Here is a 25814-nt window from a genome sequence, read left to right as displayed (position 1 = left end):
CAATCCGTGGATACATCGGTGTTCCTCATCCACAGCGTGAGGGATGCAGCTGCGGTCGCAGAAACTGCAATCAGGACGTTTTCAGGCTTCACGGCACCGCCTGTCGCGTAAACGTAGGGCCGATTGAACGCGATGGATGTGATGACGATCAGCCGGCATGGTAGCGAGTCTGGCGAAACAACGGGATTTCCCTCGCTTACGGTGATGGCCGGGGAGGGCGCCGAAGAGCCAGCGATAGACACCAGACAGGGTAGTCGAGCTGACGACAGTCGTCGGACGCTGCTAGCGGTCACGTTGGAGTCTTCACCATGACCCATCGTTGCGTGGGCAACGGCAAGGAATCGCAGTGACGATTGTTCTGCACGACAATATTCGGAAACAGCCGTTGCGAATTCCCTTGGCATACGTCCTCCCTTGCCTGAATGCTAACGATTACGCATACCTATCAAACAGAAGAACGACCACTGAAAGAAAGAACGACTACTGAAATGTGAAGTTCGGTAGTCGCCGAAAAGCGCGAGTTTTATCTAACTTGCGTTATGTGCTCGCACCCCGGCGACCGGAGAAGCGCTTCTTTTCGTTCTTCTTGGTAGGCTTTCATTCATGCCAATTCTACCGCCCTGGAGTAACTCACAGCTGCATCTCGATAGTCAGACGCCACATAGGTTAATTAACCGCATCGGACTGGGCATTTTATGAAATGATCCGCGCGTTTTCTTGAAAAATTTCACAGGTTGTATAACCTAAAACTCGATTATTTGCCAAGAACTTTTCCGGTGTGTCGTCCGGAGATGGCAGGACGGTACGTCGCATTGATGTCGCACGTGGAATGGCATGTATCGTCCGGCAACGAGGCGAATGATGCGCCTTCAAACGGACGAACAGTACGCTAGCAAGCTGGCATACCCGACGAAATAGCGCGCCGTTTCGTACCGACTCATCTTGCATTATTTGAATCCAATGCGTTGTGTGCAGGATTGCTAATTATGTGCATGCGGCATGCTGATAGAAAAAGCTTTGTAGCTTGGTCACCCGTTTTGCAGGGAGAGGCACTCGTGCGTCCGATGAACGAATCCGAAATGCGAAACGCCCTGCAGCCCGTTTCCATGGCCCCGGATTCTGTTTCGATAAATGGAGTTCCCAGACTGCCGTTTCCCTGGAGTTCACGATGAAGCGTTGTCCCAGACGTGCAAACCATCGTAAATTGCGTCTCGCTGCTGTGGCCGTGGCGCTTGCGTGCGGAGAGATGTCTGTTCCCAGGATTGGGTTCGCACAGAGTGCCCTCAATATTGACGGCAACACCACCGTGACCGCACCCGCCGGGCCGAGTTCGTTCACGAATGTCGTCGCGGGCGCCAGCAGCGGGAATAATGGAGGAGGTGCTCCGGGCGGGACATTCATTGTTCCGACTGGCGCAAACGTTGTACTGTCCGGTATCCAGATTGGGCAGTTCGCTGGAAGCACGGGGCTCATCACCGTAAACGGCGGGTCGATCAACACCACCAACCCCGAATCGCAGTACTACATCGGCTTTGAGGGTTCGGGAACGCTCACGGTGAGCGACGGCGGTAGCGTGCACAGCCTGTTTATAAGCCGCCTAGGGGAGCGCGCTGGCTCCGCCGGTGTGCTGACGGTCGAAGGGCACGGCTCGACGTACACGAATGACGGCCAGTTTATCGTCGGGAACGGCGGGACGGGACAAATCAATGTGCTTAATGGCGGCTCAGTTTCAACGGGGACAAGTTTGCAGATCGGAGGCAGCACGACGGCTACCGCGCTGGTCAGCGGACCCGGCAGCACGCTCCGCTCCACGACCAGTCTGAGCGTCGGCATCGGCACGGCTGGCGCGTTGACGGTCACCGATGGTGGCATGGCTAGCAGTGGAACCACGATCTACCTCGCTTTCAATCCCGGTGCGAGCGGAACAGTCACCGCGTCGAACGGCGGGTTGATGAGTTCGCCGAATCTGGTGATCGCCCAGGGTGGCACGGCGGATATGCGCGTCCAGTCGAACGGCACCGTGACGGTCGGCGGGAACGCCATTATCGGTGCCTCCGCAGGAGCGGTGGGCAACGCCACGGTCACCGATCCGGGTTCCGTGCTTAGTGCGGCAACGCTAGCCGTCGGTCAATCTGGCACGGGAAACCTGACAATCGAAAACGGTGCACAGGTTTCTGCGAACGCCGTCTCTGTTGCGCAGAATGCCGGCTCGACCGGGACACTGAACATCGGGGCGCCCACTGGCTCTGCGCCAGTCGCTCCCGGCACGCTCGTTGCGAACACGCTGACGTTCGGCGCCGGCACGGGCAATGTCGTTTTCAACCACACGGATAACAGCGGCAGTTACACGTTTCCCGCCGCCATCGCGGGCACGGGCACGGTCAACGTGCTGAACGGTGAAACGGTGATGACCGGCGCCAGCACCTATGCCGGCCCGACCATGATCGAGGGCGGAACGCTCGCTGCGGGCGCTACCCAGGTCTTCAGCGCGAATTCGGACTATCACATCGCATCGGCCGGGAAAATGGGCCTGCGCGGCTTCGACCAGCGCGTTGCCAGCGTCGTCAACGCGGGACTCATTCATACCGCTGGCGATCCGGGCACCACGCTCACCACGACGCAGTACGTCGGCAATAACGGCACGATCGCGCTCGACACGTTTCTGGGCGCGGACAACTCGCCGTCGGACAGGCTCGTCATCGATACCGGCACGGCCACGGGAGCGTCGAAGCTCGCGATCAGGAACGCGGGCGGTCCCGGTGCGCTGACGCGGGCCGATGGCATTCCGGTCGTGATCGTCACGAACGGCGGCACGACGAATGGGGACGCCTTTTCGCTCGCGGGCGAAGCACGCGGCGGCGCATTTACCTACGACCTGTTCCGAGGTGGCGTCAATGGTAGTAATCTTGAAGACTGGTTCCTGCGTTCGCATTTCGTGGTGCCTCCGACTCCAGAGGAGCCCATCCCACCAGTTGTGCCGCCTGTACCCCCAGTGCAGCCCGAAGTCGTGCCTCCCGATCCGCCTGCGGTTGGCCCTTTGCCGCCTGGAACGTATCCAATCATCGGCCCGGAGCTTGCCACTTATGGTGTTATGCAACCGATCGCTCGGCAAATAGGTCTTGAAATGCTCGGTACGCTGCATGAGCGCATCGGCGACACGCTTACACCGCAGGCTGGTGGTGCGGATCGTTCAGGATTGGCATCTTCCGCGTGGGGGCGTGTGTTTGGTTCGCAAATCGATAACCGCTATCAGGCTTTCGCCAATCCACGCGCGAACGGCTCAGTGATCGGCGTCCAGACTGGTCTTGACGTTTGGCGAGGCAGTTTCTGGCCCGGACATCGTGACATCGCTGGTGTGTACTTTGCGTATGGCCACGGTAGTGCGGATGTTGATGGCATCATGACGAACGCAGCCGCAACCGAGTATATATTCGGTCGCACTGGTTCAATGAATCTAAATGCATATTCAGGCGCCGGATACTGGACGCACTATGGACCAAGTGGTTGGTATCTTGACGCCGTATTGCAGGGCACGCACTATGATGGCGACGCCAGTACACAATCGGCCAGCCTATCGGTTCAAGGTTCTGGTTTCGTGACATCCCTAGAGGCAGGCTACCCAATACCGCTTGCGTTAGGTCCGGGCTTCGTGATCGAGCCTCAAGCGCAAATCATCTGGCAGCATGTATCATTCAGCGACACGAATGACAGTCTTGGAAGTGTGTCATTGGGTTCGACGTCTGGGGCTACTGGCCGGCTCGGCGTGCGTGGACAATGGACCATCGAAGGCGGCAATCATGTTGTATGGCAGCCGTATGTGCGTGCCAACTTGTGGCGGGATTGGAACGCTCAGGCGACCACGACGTTTGGTGGTGACCAGGTGCCGTTGATAATACAGGCGACGCGCTTAGAATTTGCCGGTGGCGTTACTGCAAAGATTACTGGGCGCCTGAACCTCTATGCACAGTTCGGTTATCAACTCGCCGTAAGTGGGGACAGCAACGTTCGACGTAATGGTGTTAAGGGTGATTTCGGCGTACGCTACAGTTGGTGAGAAAATATACTCGGCGACCTTCCCTCGTTTATGCAAGGACGGCTTTTTCAGGGGATAACGATGTCGAACAATGAATACAAGTTTTCTTTCCAGGAATTACTAATTGGTGTACTGCGTAGTCAGCATATTCATGAAGGTCATTGGGTACTTAACGTTGAATTCAATGTAACGGGAATATCGATGAACACTACCGAGTCGCCTGGTCAAACAGTTCCCGGCCTGGTCGTCTCCATGACTCGTGCAACGTTAGTCCGTGCGGATCACGGGGCTAAAGGGGCGATCGATGCCGCTGTGGCAAACCCGATCCAACCTGTTTCTGGTGCAACGCCATCTCGTCCAAAAAAATCATCGTCTAAAACACTTCAGTAGTGCGCCGGACGGCGCTTTCACGTTGTGGCATGATGAAGAAATTCAAATCGCTCTATCACGGTCACCGTTTCCCAGGCGAGGTTATCAGTTGTGCTGTGCGCTGGTATTTCCGCTTTCAGTTGGGCTTGCGCGAGATCGAGGAACTGCTCTTCGAGCGCGGTGTGACCGTCGAGATTGCTGCGGCAATACAAGCAGCTTCCGGCCCAATCTTCTCTCTGACGCGGCTTCCTCAAATCCAATGACTCGGAACTTGGCGTACGCCAAGTCGATAAGGTTCTGCGGCGCTGTTGACTGTGTTGGCCGATGCCCGACCGACAAGACCGGCCGTCGGATGACCGCAGTACTTCAAGAAGCGACGAAGGGACCGCGATCTGACGACCGACCACAATGGGTCGTGAAGACTCGTCCGCAAATAGGGAATGCTGACGCTCGCCGACGCCGGGTCGCGAATGTCCGCCGATCTAAAACGGCCACACGTTCCTGTTCGGCCGCCGTCGGCTCTGGGCGACAATTGCGCGTTGAGCATTGGGCGGGTTTCGGAGTGGACCAGCCGTTCGAGCGACCACCGCATGGCTCAGGCGAGCGGCAGAAAGTGGTCGCATCCGAAGAAAGCCTCGCGATACGGACACCTATCGGCAGCTACGAATGCGACTGGCTAGCTCAAGTCGCCAGGTCAACCTCCCTCCCCCACACCCCCTCCCTTCTCGAGAGAGATATTGTCCAACCCCGGACAGACGAAACCAAAAACACATAAGCATAAATCGGGCTGAGAGACCCACGTGGCCCCGGAAAACGAGGCGAGTTCCACGAATTGCTCCATCGTCCACGGATATACGCCAGCGATGCCGCGCTGCCGACCTTTCAGTTGAAAGAGCCGCATGGCGGTGAATCCCGCACTGTCCAGAGCGAAATCCATCTCTGTCAGGTCTGTCGCTTCAGGGATGCGGAAGCGCCCGGTTTTCGGATTCCAGAAGGCAGAAGCGGAGACCATGCCCGCGTATCCTTCATTGAACGCGTGGTATGCGAGTCGGCCGCCGCTGTGCGGGATACCCACACGGACGAGCAGGCCTTCGTCCACATGAGCGTTGCTCTGGCGAACCGGCATGCCGGGTTCAGCTGCTTCAAGGTACATAAGCTACTCCAGATGGATGCGCGGAGCAGCCCCTTGCGAGGGGATGCCCCGCAAGGGTGAATGAAATGAGACCGCTCACGCGGCCATTGAGAAGAGATCGAGCTGCTGCACTTCCTTGACCGCATTGCTGATCAGGTACTGATCCATTTCTGCCGGCGTCAGGTTCAGTCGCTCGGCGAGTCGCGCGAAATACTGCCCACGCGCCGCCATCTCCTGATATCGCTGCGATTTGCCCGTAGGCAGTGTCAGGATCGTTTCGTTGAGCCAGAAGCGCGCCGATTCGATTCCTGCGTTGGCCTGCACGCGCGCATACCACTCGTAATCAAACGAGCAGGTTACGAACTCACAGGCTCTTTCGGCATCGACGTCGAGGTGATCGCTTTGCTCGAAATACACAACGCGTTCCCCAGCAGTCGTTTGTGCATAGGTGGACACGCGACCTGGATGCCGATACCGATTCCACTGCTCGGCACCAAAATCCCGAAGACCCTCGGCTGGTGCATCCGCGTCGAACTGTCCGACGCGAAACCACCCGTGATTCACGATGGGTACCTTCGGAAACGTGTCGACTTTGGGGATGCGGTATCGGCGCCGCAGTCTGTGGACTTCGAACCAGGCTGATACCGCTGGAAACGCATGCGGCGCGTAGTGGTGCATGGACAGCATGAAGTCGATCGCGACCAGTTGTGACGGCGTGATCATCTCGAACTGCACGTCGCAGAGGTCGCGGTTCTCGGGCGTATCAGGAATGAGACCAGCCGCGAGATCCGCGTCGTGCTGTTCGGCGCGCTCAATTTCGAGCGCGTCGAGCGTGAGCAGGTAGCGCAACAGGTTCATGCGCTCCGAAAACGACAGCACATCGGGCTGCACACGCACATATCCGGCAGAGCTCAGCGACCGACCCACCAGCTCGCGGCGCTTCAGATCCCATTGCGTTGCGAGCAGGTAATTGCGGAAATCGTTGAGGCCCGCCATGTACGCATGCTCCGGCTCCCGGATCATGGATTCCAGCGACTTGTCCCGATCGCCAACGACGCAGCAGAACACGCATCCGAATCGCGAACCGCACGCCGTACGCTGCCCACTTTCTCCGAGGACGACCCCACACATGCCATCGTTGCCGGCGCGGTACAGGTCCGACAGACGTTCGATGGATCGCACCGAAAACGCACAAGGAAACGGACGCTTCTCTTCGTCGGCAAACATCGTCAGCATCAGCCAGATGTCATCGACCGACCAGTCGCGCAACGGTGAGATAGACAGTGCATCGTTGGCGTCACGCGTAGGCGCAATCGCGCTTTCCGCTCGGGCCAGCATGGCAACGCCGCGCGAGGCGCTTTCAGCGATGCGATTGCCGAGAACGGTACAGATCTCGCGGTCGCCCCGGGCCGTCGCATCGCGCTCGAGCGCCGCGCGCAACCGCCCCTGTGGGATGAGCTTCCAGTCCGTCGCGCACGCTCTCGTGCGTTTGCCGGCACGCACGCCGTTTTCGACGGTGCGTACCAGCGTGCCGCGGCCGATGGTGGAAACGACAAACTGCATGGCAAGCGACGGTGTGGCAATGTGCGTCGTCACGCCGAGCCCATATGCGGCCGCGTGCTCGTCGACCTCTTCCAGCATGGTCTCGATATGCCGCGCAAGACTGCTGTTTTCGATCGTTGTATTGGCCGAAGAGATGTAGTGCGCGGGTTGCACGTGGCCTTCTTCCGCGACGCGGCGCACGGCTTCTAGCATGAGAATCGTCGCGCACGTCGAGTCCTTGCCGCTGGCCGTGCCGCACAACGGATGGCCGACACGGATCAGGCCCATGAGGACGGCGATCGCGGCCTCCATCTTTTGAAGAATCTCGTCAAACATGATTGCTCCGGGTTAATGGAGCCAGCCCCCCTACGGGAGCGGCTCCCACAGCGGTCAATGAGTTGAAAGGTCAGTGAGGCAGTGCAGACATCTCGTCGGTCATCTGATGGTAGGTGATGAGGCCTTCCTGATGCTTCTGCATGAGCGCTGCGCGGCGTACACCCCGTGCCCATCGGTCGGTAACTCCGATGCGATCGAGTGCTCCGGGATCAGTCACGCAGTAGCCCATGCGAAGCATTTCTTCGATCGCCTCGTTGAGGGAGTCGAAGCAGAGATGACCGATTAACCCGTCCAGGTCGAACTGCTGAATGCGCCACGCCTTTGAGCCTGACGCATCCGGAAGCACGAATGCCCAGGACTCGCGATCTTCCATGCGGCACTCGATACCGGCTGGATAACCGTCATACGAGGACATGAGACGTTGGTAGGCGATCTGCAGCGGGCGGGCGACGTCACGCAAGTGACGCCCGAAATCCGCGGGAACCCGGGTGGATGCTGCGCAGACCCGCTCTCAGGAAGCAGAACGGTAACGATTGGCGCTGCGTTGAGTGCTTTTCATGAAGGCTCCGGTAGGACGGGAGCCTCCCCTGTGGGAGAAGCTCCCAGGGGGAAAAAGAAGCCCGCTAGGCGGGCCGGTCGATGCGCCTGTGGCGCAGAAGATTCACAAAGGGTAATTCCAGTGCGCGGGCGTGACCACGGGGAAAGATGCGGAAATAGTGGTCTCTTTCGACCGAAGACGACCCGCAAATCCGGCGCCGATTGCGCGAGCACCAAAAAAAAATGCCCGTCGGGCGGACCCCAGGACGGGGACGCTCGACGGGCGGTTTCATGGTACCGGCTAGCTGGTCCTGTATCCGAACCTCTCCAGATCGGGAAGACCGCCAATGGAATGGATAAACGCTTCAGCATCCACACCATTTTTCGCAGCCATGCCCCGGAATTCGTTAATCCTTTCCATTGCGTGCCTGATCGCCTCTTCCCGATCCTTCAGTTCCAGTGCCAGGATCTGGCCATTCCCGCGCGCCAGCTGAACTCCCTGAAGCGCGCCTTCATGTTCGCGCAATCGGCTCAGCGCCCATTTCACCCGGTCCCGGACATGATCAGGAACGGCGTTGCTCATGTCCGGCAAGTGAGGACCGCATGGATTGCGCAACACCCCGGCAAACTTCTGCAGCATGGCTTCCTGCACCGGCACTGTGTACTTGCCATTCATCTGCACGGCGGCAACCCAGTCCTCGCCGTCCAGAAGATGATAGAAATTCGCGTCGCCGTCCGCTCTGACCCGGATGGTCGGAACAGGCTGCACACTGACCGGGGTCGACTGGCGATTCGCGATCCATTCGATCAGCGAAAGCTGATCGCGTTTCCAGTCAATCGCATCGTGCGGGTACTCGAAGCGCTCGCAAAGCAGCCGGTGGAAGTTTTTGAACTCGTGGTCCGGCGATCGACAATCTCCGCCTTCCAGCACTTTGCGGCTCTCCAGCAGAGCAGTAGCCCCGAAGGGAGTGTCGACCTCAGGCCCTTCCTTCCGGATATGCTTCATCCATTCGGCGGCCGAAGGCAGTTGAGATACGAGTTCGACGATGCGACCGTCGATGCCGGCGTGCGCATCGACATAGGTATCGTTCAGAATCGCCGCCTGCAGGTCGAACAGGAAGACCAGCGCATCGACACCGTGGGCCTCAGCGATCGCTCCCAACGTTTCCACTGCGTTCAGCAGCTCGCGCATGAAGCGTGCGAACAGGCCTGCACGGTGCATTGCCACGATTGCCGCGGTCGCAACGTCTGCGGCTTTGCCGGGATCATCAGCAGGAATTTCGGCCTCAGTGATCGCCTGTGAGTGAACGAGACTGCGCATGACATCGTCTAGAAAATCACTGCATGAGAAGGTCAATTTCGGCTCCTTAAAGAATGCCGGGCAGACCTCCCCAACCGGGAGGTCTGCCCGGTCGGGGTAAAGAAAATTTCGATGGCGGCAGTCAGGCGCGACGAAGTTGCCGGTCGAATGGCGACAGACTATTGGCTGGTACGCGCGTCGGATGTCTGTGAAGCGCAGCAAACGACTGCTGTTCCCAGAGCAGGCATACAAGTGCAAGCATTGCCCCGATCACGGTTGCGGTTGCGATCTGCTTCTTCATGGTCACCTCCATGTTTGCGCACGAAGCCCCGACGCTCGTTCGAGGCCGGGGCTTCGCGCGATCAGGAACAGGTTTGCGGATGCGCGGCCGGGAAGACCAGGACGCGACCATCCTTGCAGAGAACAAAATCGCTCGGTTCGCCTCGCGGCTTGCGGACAACGATCGTCGGTGCTGGCCTGGCCGGCTCAACGTGTGCCACCGGTTGAGCCGTGCACGCGCACAGCGACGAACTGCTCGCTGCGATGAGCAGCAAGAACAGGTTTTGCATGGGATTCCTCGTTGTAAGAAAGACGAGGGAACGCCCCTGTGGGGACGTTCCCCACAGGGTCAAGAAATGAAAAGAAATGACAGCGCTCAGGCAGCGAGCGCCTCGACGTCAATGACTGCATCCGCTTCCGCAACCAGATCTGGGGTCTGCGAGATGAAAAACTCCCGCTCGTACCCGCCCTGCCGCAGCACTGCCCGCTTCATCCGCATGAACTGCAGCTTGCGCTGCGGATCGAGCGGACCATCGGACTCGTCGCTGAACAGGGTCTGGTAGGGCTGGCCAGCATTGCTTGCCAGATACAGGGCGATGCCGCGCGTCAGGCACTCGTTGATCCAGACCTTCTGGCCGCCGGACATCACCGTGACTGCCTTGGTGCTGTCGTGATCGGCGTCATGCACGAGGATTTCGAACCCCTCGCGCAGTTCACCGCTCGCCAGCGCCCGCTGCGTCTGGATCTCGACCGTGAAGCGCATGCCGTAGCATGCGAGCAACAGGTCGTTCACCATCTTCGTGAGGGCGGGGCCCGCATCGTCGATCGTCAATGCAATCACGCCTTCGTTGCCGAGGCCTCTCGCGAGCAGCTTCCACTGCGCAATCTCATCGGAGATGCGGTTCGCACGCGACTGTGTCGCGTCGAATCCCGCAAGCTCCTTTGCGATCGCCTGTAGCTCGACCTCACGCGTCGTCTGCGAGCGGATCAGTGATTCGATCCTCGCGTCGGCCGCGGTGATGGCTTCGCGGCACTGCGTTAGCTGCCGGTCGATATCGGCGATGGCACCGGTCACGTCGTCGACGCCGAGGCGTGCGACTTCCGCGTCCAGCTCCTTCGCTTCCTCCGACAGACGGGCCTGCTGCGCCTCGCGGCGTGCACGCAGCGTTGCTTCCTCGGTCCCGAGCGCGGCCAGTTCTTCACTGGCTTTGCCCAGACCCTCGGTTGCGGCATCAAGCAGCGGCTTGCGTGCGGCGAGATCGACAGCTTTCTGCAGGTCACGGCGCGCGGCCGCGATGGCATCATTGACCGCCTTCCGCTCCCCCCGTCTGCCCGCAAGATGCTGCACCTGAGGCGTCAGCAGCGCGACCTCATCGCGTTTGGCACGAAACGTCGCACGCAGATTCGTGAGCGAAATGCGGTGCTCCTGAACCTGTACGTCCGCCTGACGGGCCTGCGCAAGCAAGGGACAGATGTTATGCATCCCATGACCGGCACAGGGCACGGTACTGATCACACTCGCCTGCTGTTCCAGCGACTTCAGGAGCGTCATCTTCGACGTCCCTTCCGACTTCAGACCGTTCAGACGGGAAGTTGCCGCGGTCAGCGCAAGCTGCTTCTCCTCGAGGGCAGCAATCTCCCTCTGGATCGGCTCGACACGCGCCTCCTCGCTCGCGATACGTGCCTGGGCGGTATCACGTGCCGTGGCGGCGCCCAGAATCGCTTCACGTTGCGCAATCACTGCGTTGTGTTCCGCGATGGACGAGCGCAACGAGGTGCGCCGCTGGTTCAGGCGTTGTTCATCGGCGCGTGCGTCGGTTACAAGGACCTGCATGGCCGCCGCAATCTGGCTTCGCCGCGTGCCCAGTTCCCTCAGTCGGGTCTGCGCACCGGCATTGGCAGTCTGCCTTGCAGCGAGAACGGCGCGCTGGTCGGTCAGGGTGGCTACCTTTGCGTTCAGCGTCTCCCGGCTCTCGCGAGTCGAGGCGACGGACTGTGCATCGGAAGCGATGGCCTGATCGATCTGCGCGACGCGATCGCGTTTGGATCCAAGCGCAACGAGTTGCTGTTGCGTGGAGTCAAGCGCACGACCGAGCGCCTTCGCGACGTCGGCGGCTTTCGCCGACAGCGTGCGCAGGTCATCGATATGCAGCAGTTCCGCGAGCAGTGCCTTGATCTCGGTCGCACCATAGGAGGCGAGCGGACGCCGGTTCTGCGCAGAAAAAACGCTGGTAAAGAACGACTCCAGCGAACCACACACCGACTCGACGCACAGGTCATAGGTTTCCGCCTTGCCATCAGAGACAGTACCGTCACCTGTTTGCATGGGCTGCCAGTTTCCGTCCCCGTCGCGCCAGGCCAGGTAGTACTCAGCCTTGCCCGTCTTGCCGGGCTTGCGGAATGCGAATGACGAGCGGTACCGCACACCGCCATGCTCCCATTCGAACTCCTTGAGCGCGTGCGCGCCGTAGACGTGGTCCCAGTAAGAGAACGCATCCACCGACACTTTCGCGGCGCGCGACGGCATGATCCGGTATGGATGCAGATTGTCCATAATCGTGGACTTTCCCGCGCCGTTCGGACCGGTCAACGCGATGAGGCCTGCCGGAAGCGATTCGAGATCGAGCGTGACGGTGTCGCGCTTCATGCCGTCACGAACACCAATAAAGCCCGTCAGCGTCAGTTTCAGTGGGCGCATGTCGGCACCTCCTGAACCGGCGCATCGTACAGATAGTCCGATGGCAACCACGGCGCGTCATCGTCGTTGGAGAACATCGTTCCAACGATCGGATCAGGTACGTGCGCAGGCGGTTGAGCAGCGTTCGCAGCCGCCTGAGCGGCTACTCGGGCCGCCTCTTCCGCCGCCCTCTTTTCGAGCGACCCGTCGACGACTTCGCCAACGGTTGTGCAGACGGCGGCATAGGCCGCGCTGGTACGCCGGAGCAGCGCGTCCCAGTTGTCGACACCGGTCAGCGCGAGCAGCTCGCGTGAGCCCCACTGGTTTGCATAGCCCGTGTTGAACGACCACAGCAGGTTTTGCAGCTGCACGTCGGGCACAACGGCGAGGTCCGCCGTTGGCGCGTTGACGGCAGCAGTCAGGATCAGGAAGCGGTCCGACTGGGCAATGACAGCGCCGCGATGTTCCCCAAAGGGAAGATGAAAGATGCTCGCGCGATAGCCCGCGTGGTCGGTGAGGACCTTCTGGATCTCGCGCGGCGAGCGGTTTGCAGTGAAATGCCGGACCCATTGGGAGCCGGCGGGATAAAGACCAAACATGGTGACACTCCACAGAAGATGGGCGGAGTGCATCCCTGAGGGGATGAATCCCCGCCAGGGTTATAGAAAAATTGGATGCAGCAGACTGCGATCGATGCGTCAGGGACGCGGGTGAACCTTGTTCCGGAAACCCGCGGTCCTGTCGTAGCGGGCGGGCTTCCGGAACACAGCTGTGTTCCGCGCGAGAGTGCCATACGGGCCACTCTCACCATGGCGGCTAGGCCGCAAACAGATCGTCGTTGAGCCAGTCGAGCGCCGCGGGTCTAACGGTCGCCTTCGTGTCAGTCCCGACCGGTGCGGCCGTGACTTCGTCCGCCGTCTCCAGAAATGCGGCGGGGTGCGTGAGCACCGTGGCGAGCGCCGGCATTTCAGGCTGCGGTTCGGGCCCGGAAGCAAGACTGGCGAGCACACCGGCCGCGATCGCTTCCACGTCGCCGGAGGCGAGCAGCTGCAACCGGTCCTGAAGCGGGCTGGCGTCAACGCTTGAAAGTTCGCACCAGCGTGCGAGTTTTCCCTCGACGGTCGTTTCCAGACTGATGCCCTGGGCACGGCTGCGAACCACCGGCAGCACCCGCGATTCGACCTTCAGCCCCGCAGCGCCGGAAAACAGCGCCTTGATCGCTTCCCGATCGACTACCTGACGATGCTCTTCGTCCACCTGCCAGCGTACACGCACGAACTTGTCGGTCGCGTCCCCAGCGAGCTCCTGAAGCTTTGCCATGTCCGGTGGCCCGTCGAAGTCAATGCAGATCATCTGTCGCGAAGGCGTTGCGACGAGCGTTGCTGACGCGCTGGCCGGTTCAACGTCCCACGACAGATAGCCCTTCTCGCCCTCTTCACCGTAGTGAAACCGGCCGATCGAGCCCGGATATGCGACCAGCCTGCCGTCGCGCTCCCACTGCTGCTCCTTGTGAATATGGCCCAGCATGAAGCCATCGCATTCGGCTTCGAACAACGCCGTGAGCGAGAACTCGTGATCGAATCCCGCCATCGTGACGCCGTGCTCGGTGGTGCAGCCGTTGACTGTGCCGTGCGAGACACCCACCGTGCGAATCCCCGCTGCGCGAAGCTGCCTGTTCACCCGGCCCGCCGCCGCCAGATATGCGGCGAGCACATCGCCCAGTCCCGTACCGGCCTCGAGCGCGCCAACGCTCGCAGCCAGTTGGCCCTTGTTGACCGTGGGCAGGCAGGTGAACACCACTTCGGGCATGACGCCGATGAACTGACGCAGTTCGTCATCCGAGAAGACAGGTCCCGTCGATGCCCAGAAACGCCCATCGACGAGCGCGACCTGAGATACGCGATCCGCAACATGGATCTGATGAACGCCGCCCATGAGGGCGAAGTTATCGAGCGTGCCCGGTGGCTCATGCGAGAACGTCCCCTGCAACATGAGCACAGGCATCGCGTTGGCAAGCCGGTGAATCTGGGTCGCGAGCGCGTGCAACGCCGGCGCATGGGCATCAAGCCGGTGATCGGTCGAGTCGCCGGAAATCACGCCAACCTGCGCGCCGCTGTCGATCGCATTGCCAACGGCAAAACTGAAGCAACGGTCGGACTCGACCAGATTGTCCGGCGCGTAATGCAGGTCAGAAAATTGTGCGAATTTCACTTTCGCCTCCAAAAATGAAAACGGCTGCCCCACGGCAGCCATTGTTGGAATGCGCGCCCGGGAGGGACGCAGGAACAGGAATTGAAAAAGCCAGCCCCGAAGGGCTGACGGAAAGTGTTGACCGGTCAGTCGAAGAATTTCGTCTGCCTGGTCGCCGCGATCTCGCGATCGAGTGCTGCGCGATCAGTCAGTGCCGTCTTCAGACGCCCGTTCATGCTGTCGACATCCTGCGGCCGCTCGACCCATCCGCGTCCATAGGTGGTGTGCGCAAAGAGCCGGAAATCATCCTTCCGGTCTTCCGCGCTTAACCCGAGACGCTTCAGCAGGTCCGACATACGGTCCAGCTTGTCGGCGAGCGTTTCGACAACACCGTCCGCGCTGACGTCAGTTTGCGATGACGGCGGGTTCGATGCATGACCCGGTTCGGCACCGCCTGCAACCTGCACTGCAACCTGTACCGGCTGTTGCTGCCCGGATGCCTGTTGGTCTGCCATCGGGTCGCTGTCGCCGACAGAGCTCTCACCGCGCGTTCCCTCAGCAGCAACGGCGACTGCGACGCCACCCCCAAGGGGAACAACGTTGCCACCGGTCTCGAGCAAGGCAACTGCCTGTGCGGCCGCTTCGATTGCCGGCACCGCATCATCGGCGCCGTCAAGCAGCGCACCGATGTCGATGTCGGCGTCGAGCACCGTGAGCAGCTGCTTTGCCCGAACCGCTTCGCCGTTTTCGTTGATGCGCGTGATGTCGAACTCGCGCTTCGTAATCCAGAATCGCGTCCCGGTCAGTTTGCCTCTGGCAAGCTGCACGGTCTGCATGGCCGAATACGCCTTCTGAAGCACGTAGATCGAATTCGTCGGCAACTCGATGAGCCCCAGACCCTTGATGTCCGGCACAGCGAAGATGAAACTCGCTGACAGGTTGCAATGTCGCGCCTGATACTGCGGACACTGTTCGGGGTCACAGATGCCATCAGGAATCGCTTCATCCTGCCGCCGGATGACCGTGCGGCCGCCGAAGTGCCGAACCGCGCGTTGCGCCCGCTGATCCCGCTCCATCTTCGCGTACGTCATGCAATAGCGGATGCCATCTCGTTCGTACTGCGAGAAGAACTTGCGACCATTGGTGCCGTACACGGCCATCTGGTTGGGCAGGTTCTGCATCCAGTCGTTGAACGCGAACAGCACCGGAAAGCGATAGAGCTTCAGTCCCTCGCCACGATCCTCGCCATATAGCCTGAGGATTTCGTCGGCGACGTCCGGATTGGTGAAGTCCGAGCGGCGACACGTGAAATGCGGTGTGTTTTTCGGCGCGAGTGCGTTTTTCAGGTTGCACTTCGATTCGATCACTTTTCCGATCGTGTCGAACGAATCACCCGCCGCAACCATGTCGTTGTAGATCTCAACGGCGCGGCTGTTGGCTCGGGCTTTCGATGTGAGCACCTTGATGCCGGGCCGGATGTGTCCGATCACCGGCGGGCGCAAGGCCCGTTCTTCAACGACACTGCGCACAGGGCCGTTGAGCATGCTGGGAACTGCATTCATGAGGGTTTTCTCGCAAGGAAAAAGATCGCTGTGGTGCGCAACTCGCTGGCGGACTGCTCCAGTGCGTGCGCCGCCGCCTCGCCGCGGCGTTCAGCAACATGTGAAAGAAAAACGCGGCGCTCGGGATCGCTGAACGTCGCGAACCGTGCTACCTCGCACCGCGTGCGCCATGCTGGCGATGCGGTATCTGCAGATGCGCGTTCCTGGGCGATCGTGTCGCTGATCGCCTGGGCAATGCGCTGGTCAAGACGGTCGGGAAGCATGAAAGACCTCCGTACGGGACAGGAACTGAAGGACGAAAAAAAAGCGCGTTCCTCGGTCAGAGGAGCGCGCTTCGGGATTCGGATGAAATGACCCGAGCGCCACAACCCTTCTGGGGTCGTGGCGCTCAGGGAGCCGGGAGGCTCACAGTCGGGAACGTTAGGTCGTTCCCGCGCAGCATGGTCACGCTGCGCAACAGCCCATTTTCGGAAAATTCATTCCGCCGCAGGATCACGGTTCAGTCCACTACGATCGTTCTACCCAGACGGGCTCTGGAGAGAGAACACCCGAATGATCCGAGTCCGAACGATGTCGCGGCGCAAATGAATGCGGCCGGCGACGAGTTTTATGACTGAATGAATGGGGAGCGCGGGCTAGGCGCTCATCAGCAGAAGATTCCACACCAGTTGCCGGCTGGTCGGAGCATGCGCAGGGCACGACTTGGACAGAAGATGGACTCCGGGCTAGCCGGGTCAGTGTCGATGCGTCAGGGACGCGAGAAGTAGAGTCAGTATTGCCCAAAACGCTGCCGCAAATCCCCCGAAAGATCACGAAAACGGCATAGCTTTTGCCTGAATTCGTCAGAGGACTCGCGTTGACAATGGACGGTGAGAGAGACCACATCCGAATAGACCATGGCCGCAGTCCTTGAACTTTCCCCCGAGCCCGACCGGCAGCCGGAAGGCAACACCGGTCGTCCAGCGCTCAGTGTTGCCACACCTGCTTCCGAGGCACCCCCGTCAGCATCCGGTAGCGGCCTGAAGCCCATCGAACGCCTGACGAGCGACGGCCGCATTGAGCGGATCAATCCGGAGACCGATGCGAAAACGGTGCTTCGGTACAGCTCGCAGTTCGCCCGAAACTACATCAGGTCCGACTACAACTTCTGCGCGTCGAAGATTGCCGTCGCGCGCGGAGGCAAGGTCAAGGCTCTGGAGAAGGCGTTGCGCGACACCTCGAACTGGCTCGGCAAGACCGATGAATGGCTGGCCCGCCACGAAGCGCGTCGGCTCGAAATGCCGCACGAACTGATCGAACTGACTGTCACGCGTCCGCTCGCTGGTCTGCTGGTGCGATGCCTGACGCAGTATGACCGGATCTTTGTGCGATCCACCGAGCGGATGATCGAGCGAAAGATCACGGACCAGGATCGCGCAAACATTCTCGCGAACGCGGAGCGCCGGCTCAAACACATCGTACAGGTGTGCATGCCCGACAACGACCAGTACGACTTCGACGGCCAGCGCCGCGAAAGCTGACTGCTTCGACCTCTCACGCCTACTTCAGATCGCGGCCCACTTGACTTCGTGGCCGCATGGGTACGCTCGACTTGTCACCCTGTGAGGAACATATGGATCTACGGCAAATTCAGGCACTGCACGCCCAGTATTCGGGGCAACCCGTCGTCATCGACATCACCCGCCACACCGCCGCGATGCCGGCGCTACCGGCACCCGAAGGCGGCAAATCCCTACGCTCCCACAGTGCCGCAATGACCGCGGCACTGCGCACGGCAAGACGCCCTGCCCTGATCGCTGTGGCCATTGCCGCGCTTGCTGGTCTGGCGGGGATGAGTGCAGCGCGGGTGTGGCACGCGACGCGCGAGAATATTCATCCGGCGTCGATCGCCGTGGCTCCGGTATCTGCTCAGGTTCCTGCTACTTCGCAATCCGTGGGCGACGGCACGATGCCGATCAATGCGGCGCCCGCGAAGCCATTGACCGCGAGTGACCTCGAAGTTCCAAAGGCAACCGGACCGTCCGGCCTCGCGAGCGTCGACGCGCGTTCGCTCGCAATGCCGGCCGCGGCTGCGGGAACCGATCTTCGCGCGGCCACCCAATCCACCAATCCGGAACAGCGCGCCGCGGCCTCTCCGATCCACGCGCAACGCCCGACTGCGCCGGCACAGACAGCCCCGCTGGCGGTCACATCGCAGGCTCAGGCTCAGGCACCGGCACCGGCGCCATCGCCATCGCAGAGCGCGCCGACACTTACAACCGCGACTCCCACCACAACGGCGGCCGCGGCCCCGGCGGAGCAGTCGCATGGACCGGCCAGGCCAGCCTTGCGGCCATTGCACCACCTCACGCGTCACCAGCCGACGGCGAACGACGAGCCCGCTGCGCCGTCGACCACAACGCCCGCGCCGTCGAAAGCGCCCGCCGCGAAATCCGGCGACGTTCAACTGTTCTAGGAGCCAGCCCCCATGAAAACACAAGGTCCCAACGTCACCCTGCTTTGCGCGGGCCTGTCGGTTCACGGCAGCGTGATTCTCGATCACGGTCTGAGCCTTTTTGGCATCGTCGATGGTGACGTGGTCTCCAATACCGGCCTGCTGCACGTTGGTCAGGGCGGCATGGTCAAGGGGCAGGTTCAGGGCGAGCACGTCCGGATCGACGGCACGGTTGAAGGCGACGTGCACGCGCGCGGCATCCTCGAGATTAACGGTCGCGTGATAGGGAACGTCTACTACTACGGGACGATCCGTCTCGGCCCGCGTGCGTCCCTCGAAGGGCAGGTCAAGCGCAAGAGCGATCTGACAATAGAGAACGCGGCAAGCAACGTTCAACAGTTAGCACGCGCCGCATCCAGTGCCTGATGCGAGAGCGTACAAATATTTTCAACCAGGAGAATGAAGGATGCACAGTATCAGCAAGGTCTTCGGTCCTTTCCTCATTGCCGGCGCATTGATGGCCAGTGCCCAGGCCGAAACAGCACCCGTTCGTGAACAGCTGGACGCAGCGCTCTACAAGGACGGCGTTCAGATCGTGACTGGCACATCGATCATTGGCAACAATGGTAAAGCCCCCTTTGTCATTTCGAACGGCGAGAACATCGCCTACGGTCATTGCACGAAGGACGGCAACACGACCACTCTTAGGAGCGAGAGCGCCTTTGTCGGCCGCGCCCTGTTTATCGCACCGGCCATGGTCGACGGGAACAAGGCGATGGTTTCGGTCAGCGTCCAGGACACGGAATTCGTCGGCAAGTCCGAAGACGGTCCAGCCGACTGTCGTTCCGAGGTCGTGAATACGAAGGGTCTGATCGTCGAAAAACGCAACGTGGTGGTCGCAGATGGCCAGACTATCGACGTGCCGCTCGGCGACGCACATTATCGCCTCGCGCTAAAGCTTCACCACGCGGACCTGTAATTACCGGGCCACGATAGAACAAAGGGCGCTCCCGTCAGGGAAGCGCCCTATTTTTTTGCATGTGCGCCGGACCACGTCCGCGTCCACGTCATAGCGGTGCAGGAGCCCTATGGAAAAGCGCACGATAGCCCGGCAGGTTGATGAGAGATCGCTCCCGATCAACCGCCAGGCCGCGTGCCTCAAACCAGGTCGCGAGCCAGTCGATGGCTCTTTCGAGTGCGTGCTCGTTCGCCTCAGAAGCGAAGCGAAGTGCGTGGTGACCCAGCAACGCGGCATACTGCGCCGAATTGGCCAGAAAGAAAAACGGCGACGCGACACGGGCACGCTGCCACGCCAACGCGAACAGCTCCGCGATCTCGCTGGCCTCCAGTAACGGGACCTGATCCTCCCCGATGTCCGTCACCATCGCCAGATTCATCGGCGACACGAACTGCCGGTCGGGTCGCGCGCCAACCTTTGCGAACACCGGCCTGTTCTCCGCGTGCCAGGATTCCAGCGCGTCCGTTCCGACCCAGACTCGTGAGCGCAGGTTCTCGTTCAGCCATGTACGGCATTGCGGCTGGCTCACGAGCGAAAAGCCTGCGACGGCGAGCGGCGCCCAGTCATCGCGTCCGACGGCGAGGTAGGAGAAGTCGCCGTCGCTGTACGAATAGCAGAGGGCATCGAGACTTGCCCTGTCGAACTCAAAGGCCGATGCCCGGTGTCGATGCGGCGCAACCGCTGGCACGACGACCTGCGAGGCGGCGTCAACAGGCATGAGGGGATGGGACAAGCCTGCGGAGCAGTCGATCGAGCATGGAAACTCCAGATATTGATCAGCGTGCTTCCGATTCGATGACGAATCGCGACACGGGATTCTTCTTGATCGTGGCGATGACAAGGCTGTCACGCGCCCGTGTCATCGCGACGTAGAACAGGCGCCGCTCCTCCGATTCGGTGCTTTTCTCGTCCGGTACGACACCCTCTTCGGCGCGCGTGATCCAGACGTGGTCCCACTCCAGCCCTTTCGAACTGTGCATCGTGGTCAGCACGAGCGCGCCGTCTGCGGGCTTGTTGTTGTCCCGTTTGAGATATTCGATCCGCTCGGCGAACGTGCCGTTCAGTCGCGACAGCACGTCGTACGTGCCCTGGATTGCGCGAATCGCCGGATCGGCCTTCGCATAGGTCATCATCAGTTCCAGCACGCCATCGAGCGCAAGCGAATAGAACTGGCGCTCACACATCAGTTGCCATTCGCCCAGGCGCTTCATGAACGCGCGGTACGCGGTGGCCGTCTCTTCGGGCAGACCTAGCGCGACCAGATCCTTTTTCTGTCGTTGTACAAGCGCCGAGCCCATGTCGCGGTGCAATGAGCCTAGGTGCGCAGAACTCATTCCCATGTAGCCCAGAACCGCATCAAGCCCGTTCTGCTTGCGGCCTTCGACGATTTCGAGCAGATTGCACATGAGCGCGCCCTGCGGCCGGTTCAGTACCGAACTGCCGGACGCACGGAAGTACGGGACGCCGTGCGAGCGGCAAACCGCTTCGATCGGATCAAGGATACGGTTCGTGCGGGCAAGAATGGCGCACGACTTGCCGGACGCGAGCAGCGGTTGCAGGAATTCGACTGCGGCAACGGCGTCTGCATATTCGTCGTCGGACCGCTTCGTCGCGACCGAGCCGCCGGCGCCGCGTTCGGCCTGCAGCACCTTTGGAATGCGATCGGCGTTATTGCGGATCACCCGGTCGGCGGCCGAGAGGATTTCGCTGCGGCACCGGTAATTGCTGCCCAGCACGACGCGTTGCGCATTGAACGACGCCGCGAAGCTCTCCATCCCGCGAAAGCCGAGCGCGGCGCGGAAGCCATAGATGCTCTGGTCATCGTCACCCACGACCGTCACCTGTGCCCCCGCTTTCGCATGAAGCTCGACCCACCGGTACTGCAACGGGTCAGTGTCCTGAAATTCGTCAACGAGCAGATCGGTGAAGCGGTACGGTTTGATATCGCCCGCCTCCATGCCTGCAACCGCGAGACGCAGCATGTCCTGGAAGTCGATCTTGCCGTTGCGCTCGAGCGCTGCCTGATAGGCCTCGTAGAGTTGTGCATCGGCGGTGCCGGCCTCGAAGCGACCAAAGTTGGTCTTGATCCGCTCGATCACGGGCACGACTTCTTCTGGCTTCCATTCGAGGCCGAGTTCGGCGATGACACGGGCAATCAGGCCCATGCGATCGCCATCGGATGCGATGTCCCGCCGTTTTCCGCCGGGCTGGCCCAGCTGACGGAATGCCAGCGAGTGGAAGGTGCCCGCCACCAGCCGGGACTTTGCCTGCGCGCCCGAGAGCGCCAGGATGCGATCGCGCAGTTCCACCGCAGCGTCCTTGCTGAACGTGACGGCACCGACGATCGCGCCAGGCTGCGACAGGAGGAGCGCAGCCTTGGCGGCAATCGTCTTCGTCTTGCCCGCGCCCGGACACGCGATCGCGACGCAGTGCCGGCGGTGCTCGGCAACCTCGCGCTGCTGGGGATTCAGGCCGTCAAGCATGATTGCGTCGCGCCTAGCGGCCGCGCACCGTCGTCATCAGGCGCAGGTGGGTCATATACCCACGCACGCCAATCGGATGGAACTTGCGCAGGAAACGCGCCGTTTCCTCGTCGACGTCCGACTGGTCGCGAATGCCGTTCCAGATGAGAAAGTCGAAGTTGTCCATCACCTTGTCGAACTTCATCAGCAGCGACAGCAGACGCATCGAGAAACGCGAGTACGCCTCGACCTCGATGGCGAGCGACGGCTTGGTCACGGTCGGGGCGAAAACGATGTCGCCCCGGTCGCGCAGTTTCCGCTCGGACTTCTCGCGGAAGTCCTTGGCCACGCCAAGCTGTTCATCGACATACGCTTCGAGCTCGGCAACCTGCTTCTCGAGCCACGAAGTGACCGTGTCCTGATCCTCAGCGCCGAACGTCGAGCGGCCGAAGCGCTGCATGTTGATGCTCATGCGGTTCAGGTACGGCCACCACTGTTCGAACAGCGGCTTCAGGCGGGTGTGATTCAGCCGCACTGTCGCGGCCACTACTGCCGCGCCGGAAAGCTGGCGCGCCATCAGTTCACGGCCGATTTCCCGGCGGCGTCGCACGATCGCTGCGCGCTCGGCGGGAGACAGCTCGCGGAACAGCTTGCGCGTACGGGCGACCTGCTCACGCTTTTCCTCGGCTTCGGACTCGCTGATCATCCCTTCCTTCTGAAGGGTGTTTGCCGCGTCTTCCATCTGTTGCAGCTCGAGTTCGATCTCGCCGCCGTCCGCGCCATCCGTCGTCGTGGCACTTTGGTCTGCCGCCGAAACACTTGCGGCATCAGCACCGGTAGCCGAGTTTTCCGCTGCTGCAGGGATGTCGGTCGCCGACGGCTGGCTCGCGGCTTCGGTATTCGTCTCTTCGGAGATGGTGCTCATGTAGGGTGTCCTTTGGAAAGGTGCACGCGCACGCGCGCGGCATGTCCCTATTGTTGCGAGCCTCACGTCACCCGGACCGTCAAAACATGTGTGATTTGAAGCATCTTTCTGACCAGTTGATGAGCCGGATGGAGTTTTTGAGTTCCATAGGCCGCGGCGCAACGGACGGGGCATTCGCCTATTTGAACCGGATGGAGCGGCGGTCCCCACAGCGGGCTGGGGAGAGTCTGATCGTCTCTGTCAGATTGCGGGTCTGGGCGTTGTAGGTCCAGCGGGCAAACTGCACAAGAAGACCGTTGTTTTCCGCGGCGAGCCGCTGGTTTTCCGCTTCCAGGCGATCTATCCGGTCCGAGGCGGTCGCTCGTGATTAATTTGTAACAGCACTTCCGCCCGACGCATTTCCGCCTACTCTTTCATTGTCTTGAATTCTCTGGAAAGAGGATTTGCATGGCTACTATCGTCTACCAGTCGAGACCGGCGATTACGTCGGCACTTCAGGCAGCCGCAAAGAAGGCCGGACTGCGGATAGACGCGCGACATGCTGTTTGCGCATTTTCCCACGAGGCATCCGTTGTCAGCGCGGCAATCATTTCATCGGAAACTTCAGATGCCGATCCTAAGCATGGCGTCGACTTATTGTTCATACATGCCTCCTTGCCAAAAGGCTCAATCGAGAAGATTTCTCAAAGACGCATCAACAGTGGGTTCTATGTCATCCGGGTGTTCATCGACGAAAAGAAGCGAAAGGGCAAAGCACTGCTACTCTCTACGTCGGGACGCGAGGTCGCGGCGTTGACCGCGTCATTTTCCAAGACGGACCACACCCACCCTGGTACTTTTGCCTTTCCGGTGAGCGGACACATCAATTGGTGCGGCTTTGGAGTTGACTACCTGTACAACGGTTGGCTCAGAATAGAGGTCAACGTCAGTTGGTGCTGAAGAGTGCGGCGGATATCAGTAGCACGATGGATCATGAACTTTCGCGTCTGAAACCCGGCCATGGGCGTTACGCCAACATCAGGCTCTCTTTCAAATAAGCCCAAGCAACGGCCAGTTCCTCGAACTGGCTGCACGCCAACGCCCGTTCTTCACTCGGCACCGGTCCTTACCGACTAGACTCATCGAAAGGCGGCTTCGGGGTCGTCATGGGACACCCGGCGCGATTCGCCGCGCGACGACTACGGCCTGTCAGCCGGCTGACGGCCTTAACCCGGAATGATGCGGTTTTCCATGTAGCTTTCGGGCTAGCCGATCACTGGTAGGACGACGCCGCGTGCCACAGAAGCGCACCGAGAACCGCGGCGATGGCGATCCAGCACGGCGCGAGCACCGGAATCGGGGCGACGAGGACCGCAAAGGCAACACCGAACACCAGCAGGATGCCGTGGCCTGCCAGGTGAAACGACAGTGGACTGGCGAAGCCCGCCGCTGATGCCTTGATCTTGCGACGCATCGCGCCGTCGAAGAATGCCGCGACGCAGAAGATCAGCGTGCCGAAAATCCAGAGCTTCATGACGCTCGCGCGGTACACGACCCGATACAGCTCGCGCCAGAAGTTGTGGACCCAGGTGTGGGCGAACTCGGACACTCCCCCATCGCCAATATCGCCGCCTCCCGTCGCGTCGATGGTTGCGCGGACCAGACCCGTTTGCACGAACCACGCCTTAAACCGTTCGTTGGTCTTCTCGACCACTTCGTCGGCCCTCTCCACACCGAGGATTGCTGCGACCGACTCCGCTTCCTCGGCCGGCACCGAGAACAGTGAGGGCTCGGGAATCGCCGGCATGATGAACACGGCAAGCAACGGCACGAAGAAGAACCACCACTTGACGTGGGAGACGAACCGGCTACTGGCCATGGATGTGCATCCACCCGATCAGGAATGACCCGATCCGCACCAGAAGGTAGACCGGAAAGCCAACGAGCCCCGCGAGGCCAAGATAGAAATGCACAGGCCGCCGCGCCACAAAGAGCGCCAGTGCGAACGCCATCGCGTTCGGACCGCGCGAGAACTCGGCCGGTCGCCCGCCTTCAATCTCGTCGATCGCGCTGGCCGTCGACATCGCACGGCGCACGACGTCCGGTTCAACCCTCGATAGCTTCGCTATCAGAAAAGGCGTGAGCGACATCGTAGTCCTCGAAATAGAGTCGGAAATTTTCGCCCGTCAGCGCGCGGGCGGCCAGCTGGAAGGCGGCCGAGCGCTGCGTGACCGATTCGGGGCAACGCTCGTCGAACATGCCCGTTTCAAGCTTGCCGTAGCGCGTCTCGAACGTGGTCACCGGTTCGAACATCGGCGGCCAGACGTGATAGCGATCGCCGTCGATCGCCACGTAGCGGCGCGCGTACAGCAGGTGAGCGCGGGAAAATAACCCCTGCATGAATGCGATGTGCGGGTTGCCCGTCTTGCGGGTGCGCTTGTAGGCGGCGAGCCCGCAGTCCAGCATCTCCTTGACGAGCGGCTCACTCTCGCCCATGAACTTCTCCCCGATGAAATCGGCCACGCGGGCGCAGGCGAGTTCAAGTTCCGGCGCCACCGTGAAGACGGGAATCAGGCGGGAGGACAGCTTGTGTTCGCGGATGATTTTTTTGAATACGGCAGACATGCGTAGGTTTTCAGCCTTGAAGGATGGGAATACGGCCCTGATAGACGGCGGCACCCGAAATGCGCATGAAGTACTGCAGGTTGGGCAGGCCGTGAATCAGGCGGGTTGGGATCAGCGGAACCTTCTCCAGTTGAAGCGAACGTGAAACGGACCCGGTAAATTCACCGATATGCGCTTCGCTGCCCGTGCTCGTACTGCCTGTGAGCGTCAGGTTGCGAATCGCGGTCTCCCCGACCTTGTCGGAAAACCACTGCGCGGTATCGCTGTCTTCCAATCTTAGGATTATCTGAACTGTAACCTTGTAACAGTTACGCAAAAGAGTGCCTCGTAGCCTATATTTTGTGGCAGTAGTGTTGTTCAGGAGTGCTTTTATGGGACCGTGGACTCGCGACGAGATCGAAACAGCGCGAGCTG

25 protein-coding genes and 1 pseudogene are annotated in these 25814 nt (G+C 60.7%); 8 read left to right on the top strand and 18 right to left on the bottom strand.

Going from position 1 to position 25814, the window contains the following annotated elements; genetic code table 11:
- Window positions 1-1246 precede the first annotated feature (1246 nt).
- The 3 genes and pseudogenes from VSR82_RS36775 to VSR82_RS36765 all read left to right on the top strand — a co-directional run.
- Entirely contained in the window at window positions 1247-4054 is a 2808-nt protein-coding gene (locus VSR82_RS36775; protein ID WP_498858615.1) for an autotransporter family protein, read from the top strand.
- Between the two features lie 60 nt (window positions 4055-4114).
- Window positions 4115-4423: a hypothetical protein gene (locus VSR82_RS36770; protein ID WP_498858614.1), complete on the top strand. Its 309-nt coding sequence runs from the start codon at window positions 4115-4117 to the stop codon at window positions 4421-4423.
- Between the two features lie 32 nt (window positions 4424-4455).
- Window positions 4456-4593 (top strand): annotated as a pseudogene (locus VSR82_RS36765) (IS6 family transposase); the annotation flags it as partial.
- A gap of 503 nt (window positions 4594-5096) precedes the next feature.
- Here the strand turns inward: VSR82_RS36765 and VSR82_RS36760 are convergent.
- The 11 genes from VSR82_RS36760 to VSR82_RS36710 form a co-directional block, all read right to left on the bottom strand.
- Window positions 5097-5555 (bottom strand): hypothetical protein, encoded by a 459-nt coding sequence (locus tag VSR82_RS36760; protein ID WP_498858613.1) that lies wholly within the window; start codon window positions 5553-5555, stop codon window positions 5097-5099.
- A 75-nt stretch (window positions 5556-5630) separates the two neighbouring features.
- Window positions 5631-6974, bottom strand: coding sequence for an adenine nucleotide alpha hydrolase family protein (locus VSR82_RS36755; protein WP_498858612.1), 1344 nt, complete (start codon window positions 6972-6974; stop codon window positions 5631-5633).
- A 508-nt stretch (window positions 6975-7482) separates the two neighbouring features.
- Entirely contained in the window at window positions 7483-7785 is a 303-nt protein-coding gene (locus VSR82_RS36750; RefSeq protein ID WP_498858611.1) for a hypothetical protein, read from the bottom strand.
- Window positions 7786-8250: 465 nt separating this feature from the next.
- Window positions 8251-9306, bottom strand: coding sequence for a hypothetical protein (locus VSR82_RS36745; protein ID WP_498858610.1), 1056 nt, complete (start codon window positions 9304-9306; stop codon window positions 8251-8253).
- Window positions 9307-9391: 85 nt separating this feature from the next.
- Window positions 9392-9550: a hypothetical protein gene (locus VSR82_RS36740; protein WP_184251902.1), complete on the bottom strand. Its 159-nt coding sequence runs from the start codon at window positions 9548-9550 to the stop codon at window positions 9392-9394.
- Between the two features lie 61 nt (window positions 9551-9611).
- Entirely contained in the window at window positions 9612-9818 is a 207-nt protein-coding gene (locus VSR82_RS36735) for a hypothetical protein (protein WP_184251901.1), read from the bottom strand.
- Between the two features lie 86 nt (window positions 9819-9904).
- Window positions 9905-12226 carry an AAA family ATPase gene (locus VSR82_RS36730; protein WP_498858625.1) on the bottom strand — a complete coding sequence of 774 codons (2322 nt, stop codon included), beginning with the start codon at window positions 12224-12226 and terminating at the stop codon, window positions 9905-9907.
- Window positions 12214-12837, bottom strand: coding sequence for a hypothetical protein (locus tag VSR82_RS36725; RefSeq protein ID WP_410852201.1), 624 nt, complete (start codon window positions 12835-12837; stop codon window positions 12214-12216). The genes VSR82_RS36730 and VSR82_RS36725 overlap by 13 nt, the downstream gene beginning before the upstream one ends.
- Before the next feature lie 184 nt (window positions 12838-13021).
- Window positions 13022-14416 (bottom strand): metallophosphoesterase family protein, encoded by a 1395-nt coding sequence (locus VSR82_RS36720; RefSeq protein WP_498858624.1) that lies wholly within the window; start codon window positions 14414-14416, stop codon window positions 13022-13024.
- A gap of 125 nt (window positions 14417-14541) precedes the next feature.
- Window positions 14542-15957: a recombination directionality factor gene (locus tag VSR82_RS36715; RefSeq protein ID WP_498858609.1), complete on the bottom strand. Its 1416-nt coding sequence runs from the start codon at window positions 15955-15957 to the stop codon at window positions 14542-14544.
- Window positions 15954-16220, bottom strand: coding sequence for a DUF7696 family protein (locus VSR82_RS36710; RefSeq protein WP_498858608.1), 267 nt, complete (start codon window positions 16218-16220; stop codon window positions 15954-15956). Before VSR82_RS36710 ends, VSR82_RS36715 begins: the two co-directional genes overlap by 4 nt.
- Window positions 16221-16853: 633 nt before the next feature.
- On the opposite strand from VSR82_RS36710, the gene VSR82_RS36705 reads away from it, so the two are divergent.
- The 4 genes from VSR82_RS36705 to VSR82_RS36690 all read left to right on the top strand — a co-directional run bounded on the left by VSR82_RS36705 (window position 16854) and on the right by VSR82_RS36690 (window position 19370).
- Window positions 16854-17477, top strand: coding sequence for a hypothetical protein (locus VSR82_RS36705; RefSeq protein ID WP_013094720.1), 624 nt, complete (start codon window positions 16854-16856; stop codon window positions 17475-17477).
- 92 nt (window positions 17478-17569) lie between these two features.
- Window positions 17570-18412, top strand: coding sequence for a hypothetical protein (locus tag VSR82_RS36700; RefSeq protein ID WP_498858607.1), 843 nt, complete (start codon window positions 17570-17572; stop codon window positions 18410-18412).
- A 12-nt stretch (window positions 18413-18424) separates the two neighbouring features.
- Entirely contained in the window at window positions 18425-18817 is a 393-nt protein-coding gene (locus VSR82_RS36695; protein WP_184251897.1) for a bactofilin family protein, read from the top strand.
- A 40-nt stretch (window positions 18818-18857) separates the two neighbouring features.
- Window positions 18858-19370 (top strand): hypothetical protein, encoded by a 513-nt coding sequence (locus VSR82_RS36690; RefSeq protein WP_498858606.1) that lies wholly within the window; start codon window positions 18858-18860, stop codon window positions 19368-19370.
- 88 nt (window positions 19371-19458) lie between these two features.
- On the opposite strand, the gene VSR82_RS36685 is transcribed toward VSR82_RS36690, so the two are convergent.
- The 3 genes from VSR82_RS36685 to VSR82_RS36675 are packed head-to-tail and all read right to left on the bottom strand — an operon-like array spanning window position 19459 to window position 22796.
- A complete protein-coding gene (locus VSR82_RS36685; RefSeq protein WP_498858605.1) occupies window positions 19459-20127 on the bottom strand; it encodes a hypothetical protein in 669 nt (222 codons plus the stop codon).
- Window positions 20128-20185: 58 nt separating this feature from the next.
- Window positions 20186-21892 carry an ATP-dependent helicase gene (locus VSR82_RS36680; protein ID WP_410852195.1) on the bottom strand — a complete coding sequence of 569 codons (1707 nt, stop codon included), beginning with the start codon at window positions 21890-21892 and terminating at the stop codon, window positions 20186-20188.
- Between the two features lie 13 nt (window positions 21893-21905).
- On the bottom strand, window positions 21906-22796 hold the full coding sequence (locus VSR82_RS36675) for an ATPase (RefSeq protein ID WP_410852194.1): 891 nt from the start codon (window positions 22794-22796) through the stop codon (window positions 21906-21908).
- Between the two features lie 447 nt (window positions 22797-23243).
- Between VSR82_RS36675 and VSR82_RS36670 the strand changes: the two genes are divergently transcribed.
- Entirely contained in the window at window positions 23244-23735 is a 492-nt protein-coding gene (locus VSR82_RS36670) for a hypothetical protein (RefSeq protein ID WP_498858604.1), read from the top strand.
- Window positions 23736-24048: 313 nt separating this feature from the next.
- Here the strand turns inward: VSR82_RS36670 and VSR82_RS36665 are convergent, their stop codons facing one another.
- From VSR82_RS36665 to VSR82_RS36650, 4 genes are all read right to left on the bottom strand, one after another.
- Window positions 24049-24654: an IncC plasmid conjugative DNA transfer DtrJ family protein gene (locus tag VSR82_RS36665; protein WP_013094728.1), complete on the bottom strand. Its 606-nt coding sequence runs from the start codon at window positions 24652-24654 to the stop codon at window positions 24049-24051.
- Window positions 24644-24859, bottom strand: coding sequence for a hypothetical protein (locus VSR82_RS36660; RefSeq protein ID WP_255208946.1), 216 nt, complete (start codon window positions 24857-24859; stop codon window positions 24644-24646). The genes VSR82_RS36665 and VSR82_RS36660 overlap by 11 nt, the downstream gene beginning before the upstream one ends.
- Window positions 24860-24881: 22 nt before the next feature.
- Window positions 24882-25400: a hypothetical protein gene (locus tag VSR82_RS36655; RefSeq protein ID WP_410852192.1), complete on the bottom strand. Its 519-nt coding sequence runs from the start codon at window positions 25398-25400 to the stop codon at window positions 24882-24884.
- Between the two features lie 10 nt (window positions 25401-25410).
- Window positions 25411-25814: TraM recognition domain-containing protein (locus tag VSR82_RS36650; RefSeq protein WP_498858603.1), on the bottom strand; the 404-nt coding region annotated here is incomplete at its 5' end.

The sequence above is a fragment of the Burkholderia sp. JPY481 genome (genome assembly GCF_038900515.1).
In the GTDB taxonomy this organism is placed as follows: Bacteria; Pseudomonadota; Gammaproteobacteria; order Burkholderiales; family Burkholderiaceae; genus Paraburkholderia; species Paraburkholderia youngii.
The sequence above is the reverse complement of the archived record's forward strand: the minus strand, read 5'-3'. Positions and strand labels throughout refer to the sequence as shown.

What these genes read in the sequence shown, in the direction of transcription:
- VSR82_RS36735 (WP_184251901.1), bottom strand. Translation starts at nt 9,818, where the DNA reads ATGCAAAACCTGTTCTTGCTGCTCATCGCAGCGAGCAGTTCGTCGCTG.
- VSR82_RS36750 (WP_498858611.1), bottom strand. Translation starts at nt 7,785, where the DNA reads ATGGAAGATCGCGAGTCCTGGGCATTCGTGCTTCCGGATGCGTCAGGC.
- VSR82_RS36695 (WP_184251897.1), top strand. Translation starts at nt 18,425, where the DNA reads ATGAAAACACAAGGTCCCAACGTCACCCTGCTTTGCGCGGGCCTGTCG.
- VSR82_RS36740 (WP_184251902.1), bottom strand. Translation starts at nt 9,550, where the DNA reads ATGAAGAAGCAGATCGCAACCGCAACCGTGATCGGGGCAATGCTTGCA.
- VSR82_RS36705 (WP_013094720.1), top strand. Translation starts at nt 16,854, where the DNA reads ATGGCCGCAGTCCTTGAACTTTCCCCCGAGCCCGACCGGCAGCCGGAA.
- VSR82_RS36660 (WP_255208946.1), bottom strand. Translation starts at nt 24,859, where the DNA reads ATGTCGACGGCCAGCGCGATCGACGAGATTGAAGGCGGGCGACCGGCC.
- VSR82_RS36665 (WP_013094728.1), bottom strand. Translation starts at nt 24,654, where the DNA reads ATGGCCAGTAGCCGGTTCGTCTCCCACGTCAAGTGGTGGTTCTTCTTC.
- VSR82_RS36775 (WP_498858615.1), top strand. Translation starts at nt 1,247, where the DNA reads ATGTCTGTTCCCAGGATTGGGTTCGCACAGAGTGCCCTCAATATTGAC.
- VSR82_RS36730 (WP_498858625.1), bottom strand. Translation starts at nt 12,226, where the DNA reads ATGCGCCCACTGAAACTGACGCTGACGGGCTTTATTGGTGTTCGTGAC.
- VSR82_RS36675 (WP_410852194.1), bottom strand. Translation starts at nt 22,796, where the DNA reads ATGAGCACCATCTCCGAAGAGACGAATACCGAAGCCGCGAGCCAGCCG.
- VSR82_RS36725 (WP_410852201.1), bottom strand. Translation starts at nt 12,837, where the DNA reads ATGCACTCCGCCCATCTTCTGTGGAGTGTCACCATGTTTGGTCTTTAT.
- VSR82_RS36670 (WP_498858604.1), top strand. Translation starts at nt 23,244, where the DNA reads ATGGCTACTATCGTCTACCAGTCGAGACCGGCGATTACGTCGGCACTT.
- VSR82_RS36685 (WP_498858605.1), bottom strand. Translation starts at nt 20,127, where the DNA reads ATGCCTGTTGACGCCGCCTCGCAGGTCGTCGTGCCAGCGGTTGCGCCG.
- VSR82_RS36760 (WP_498858613.1), bottom strand. Translation starts at nt 5,555, where the DNA reads ATGTACCTTGAAGCAGCTGAACCCGGCATGCCGGTTCGCCAGAGCAAC.
- VSR82_RS36710 (WP_498858608.1), bottom strand. Translation starts at nt 16,220, where the DNA reads ATGCTTCCCGACCGTCTTGACCAGCGCATTGCCCAGGCGATCAGCGAC.
- VSR82_RS36690 (WP_498858606.1), top strand. Translation starts at nt 18,858, where the DNA reads ATGCACAGTATCAGCAAGGTCTTCGGTCCTTTCCTCATTGCCGGCGCA.
- VSR82_RS36655 (WP_410852192.1), bottom strand. Translation starts at nt 25,400, where the DNA reads ATGTCTGCCGTATTCAAAAAAATCATCCGCGAACACAAGCTGTCCTCC.
- VSR82_RS36770 (WP_498858614.1), top strand. Translation starts at nt 4,115, where the DNA reads ATGTCGAACAATGAATACAAGTTTTCTTTCCAGGAATTACTAATTGGT.
- VSR82_RS36680 (WP_410852195.1), bottom strand. Translation starts at nt 21,892, where the DNA reads ATGCTTGACGGCCTGAATCCCCAGCAGCGCGAGGTTGCCGAGCACCGC.
- VSR82_RS36700 (WP_498858607.1), top strand. Translation starts at nt 17,570, where the DNA reads ATGGATCTACGGCAAATTCAGGCACTGCACGCCCAGTATTCGGGGCAA.
- VSR82_RS36715 (WP_498858609.1), bottom strand. Translation starts at nt 15,957, where the DNA reads ATGAATGCAGTTCCCAGCATGCTCAACGGCCCTGTGCGCAGTGTCGTT.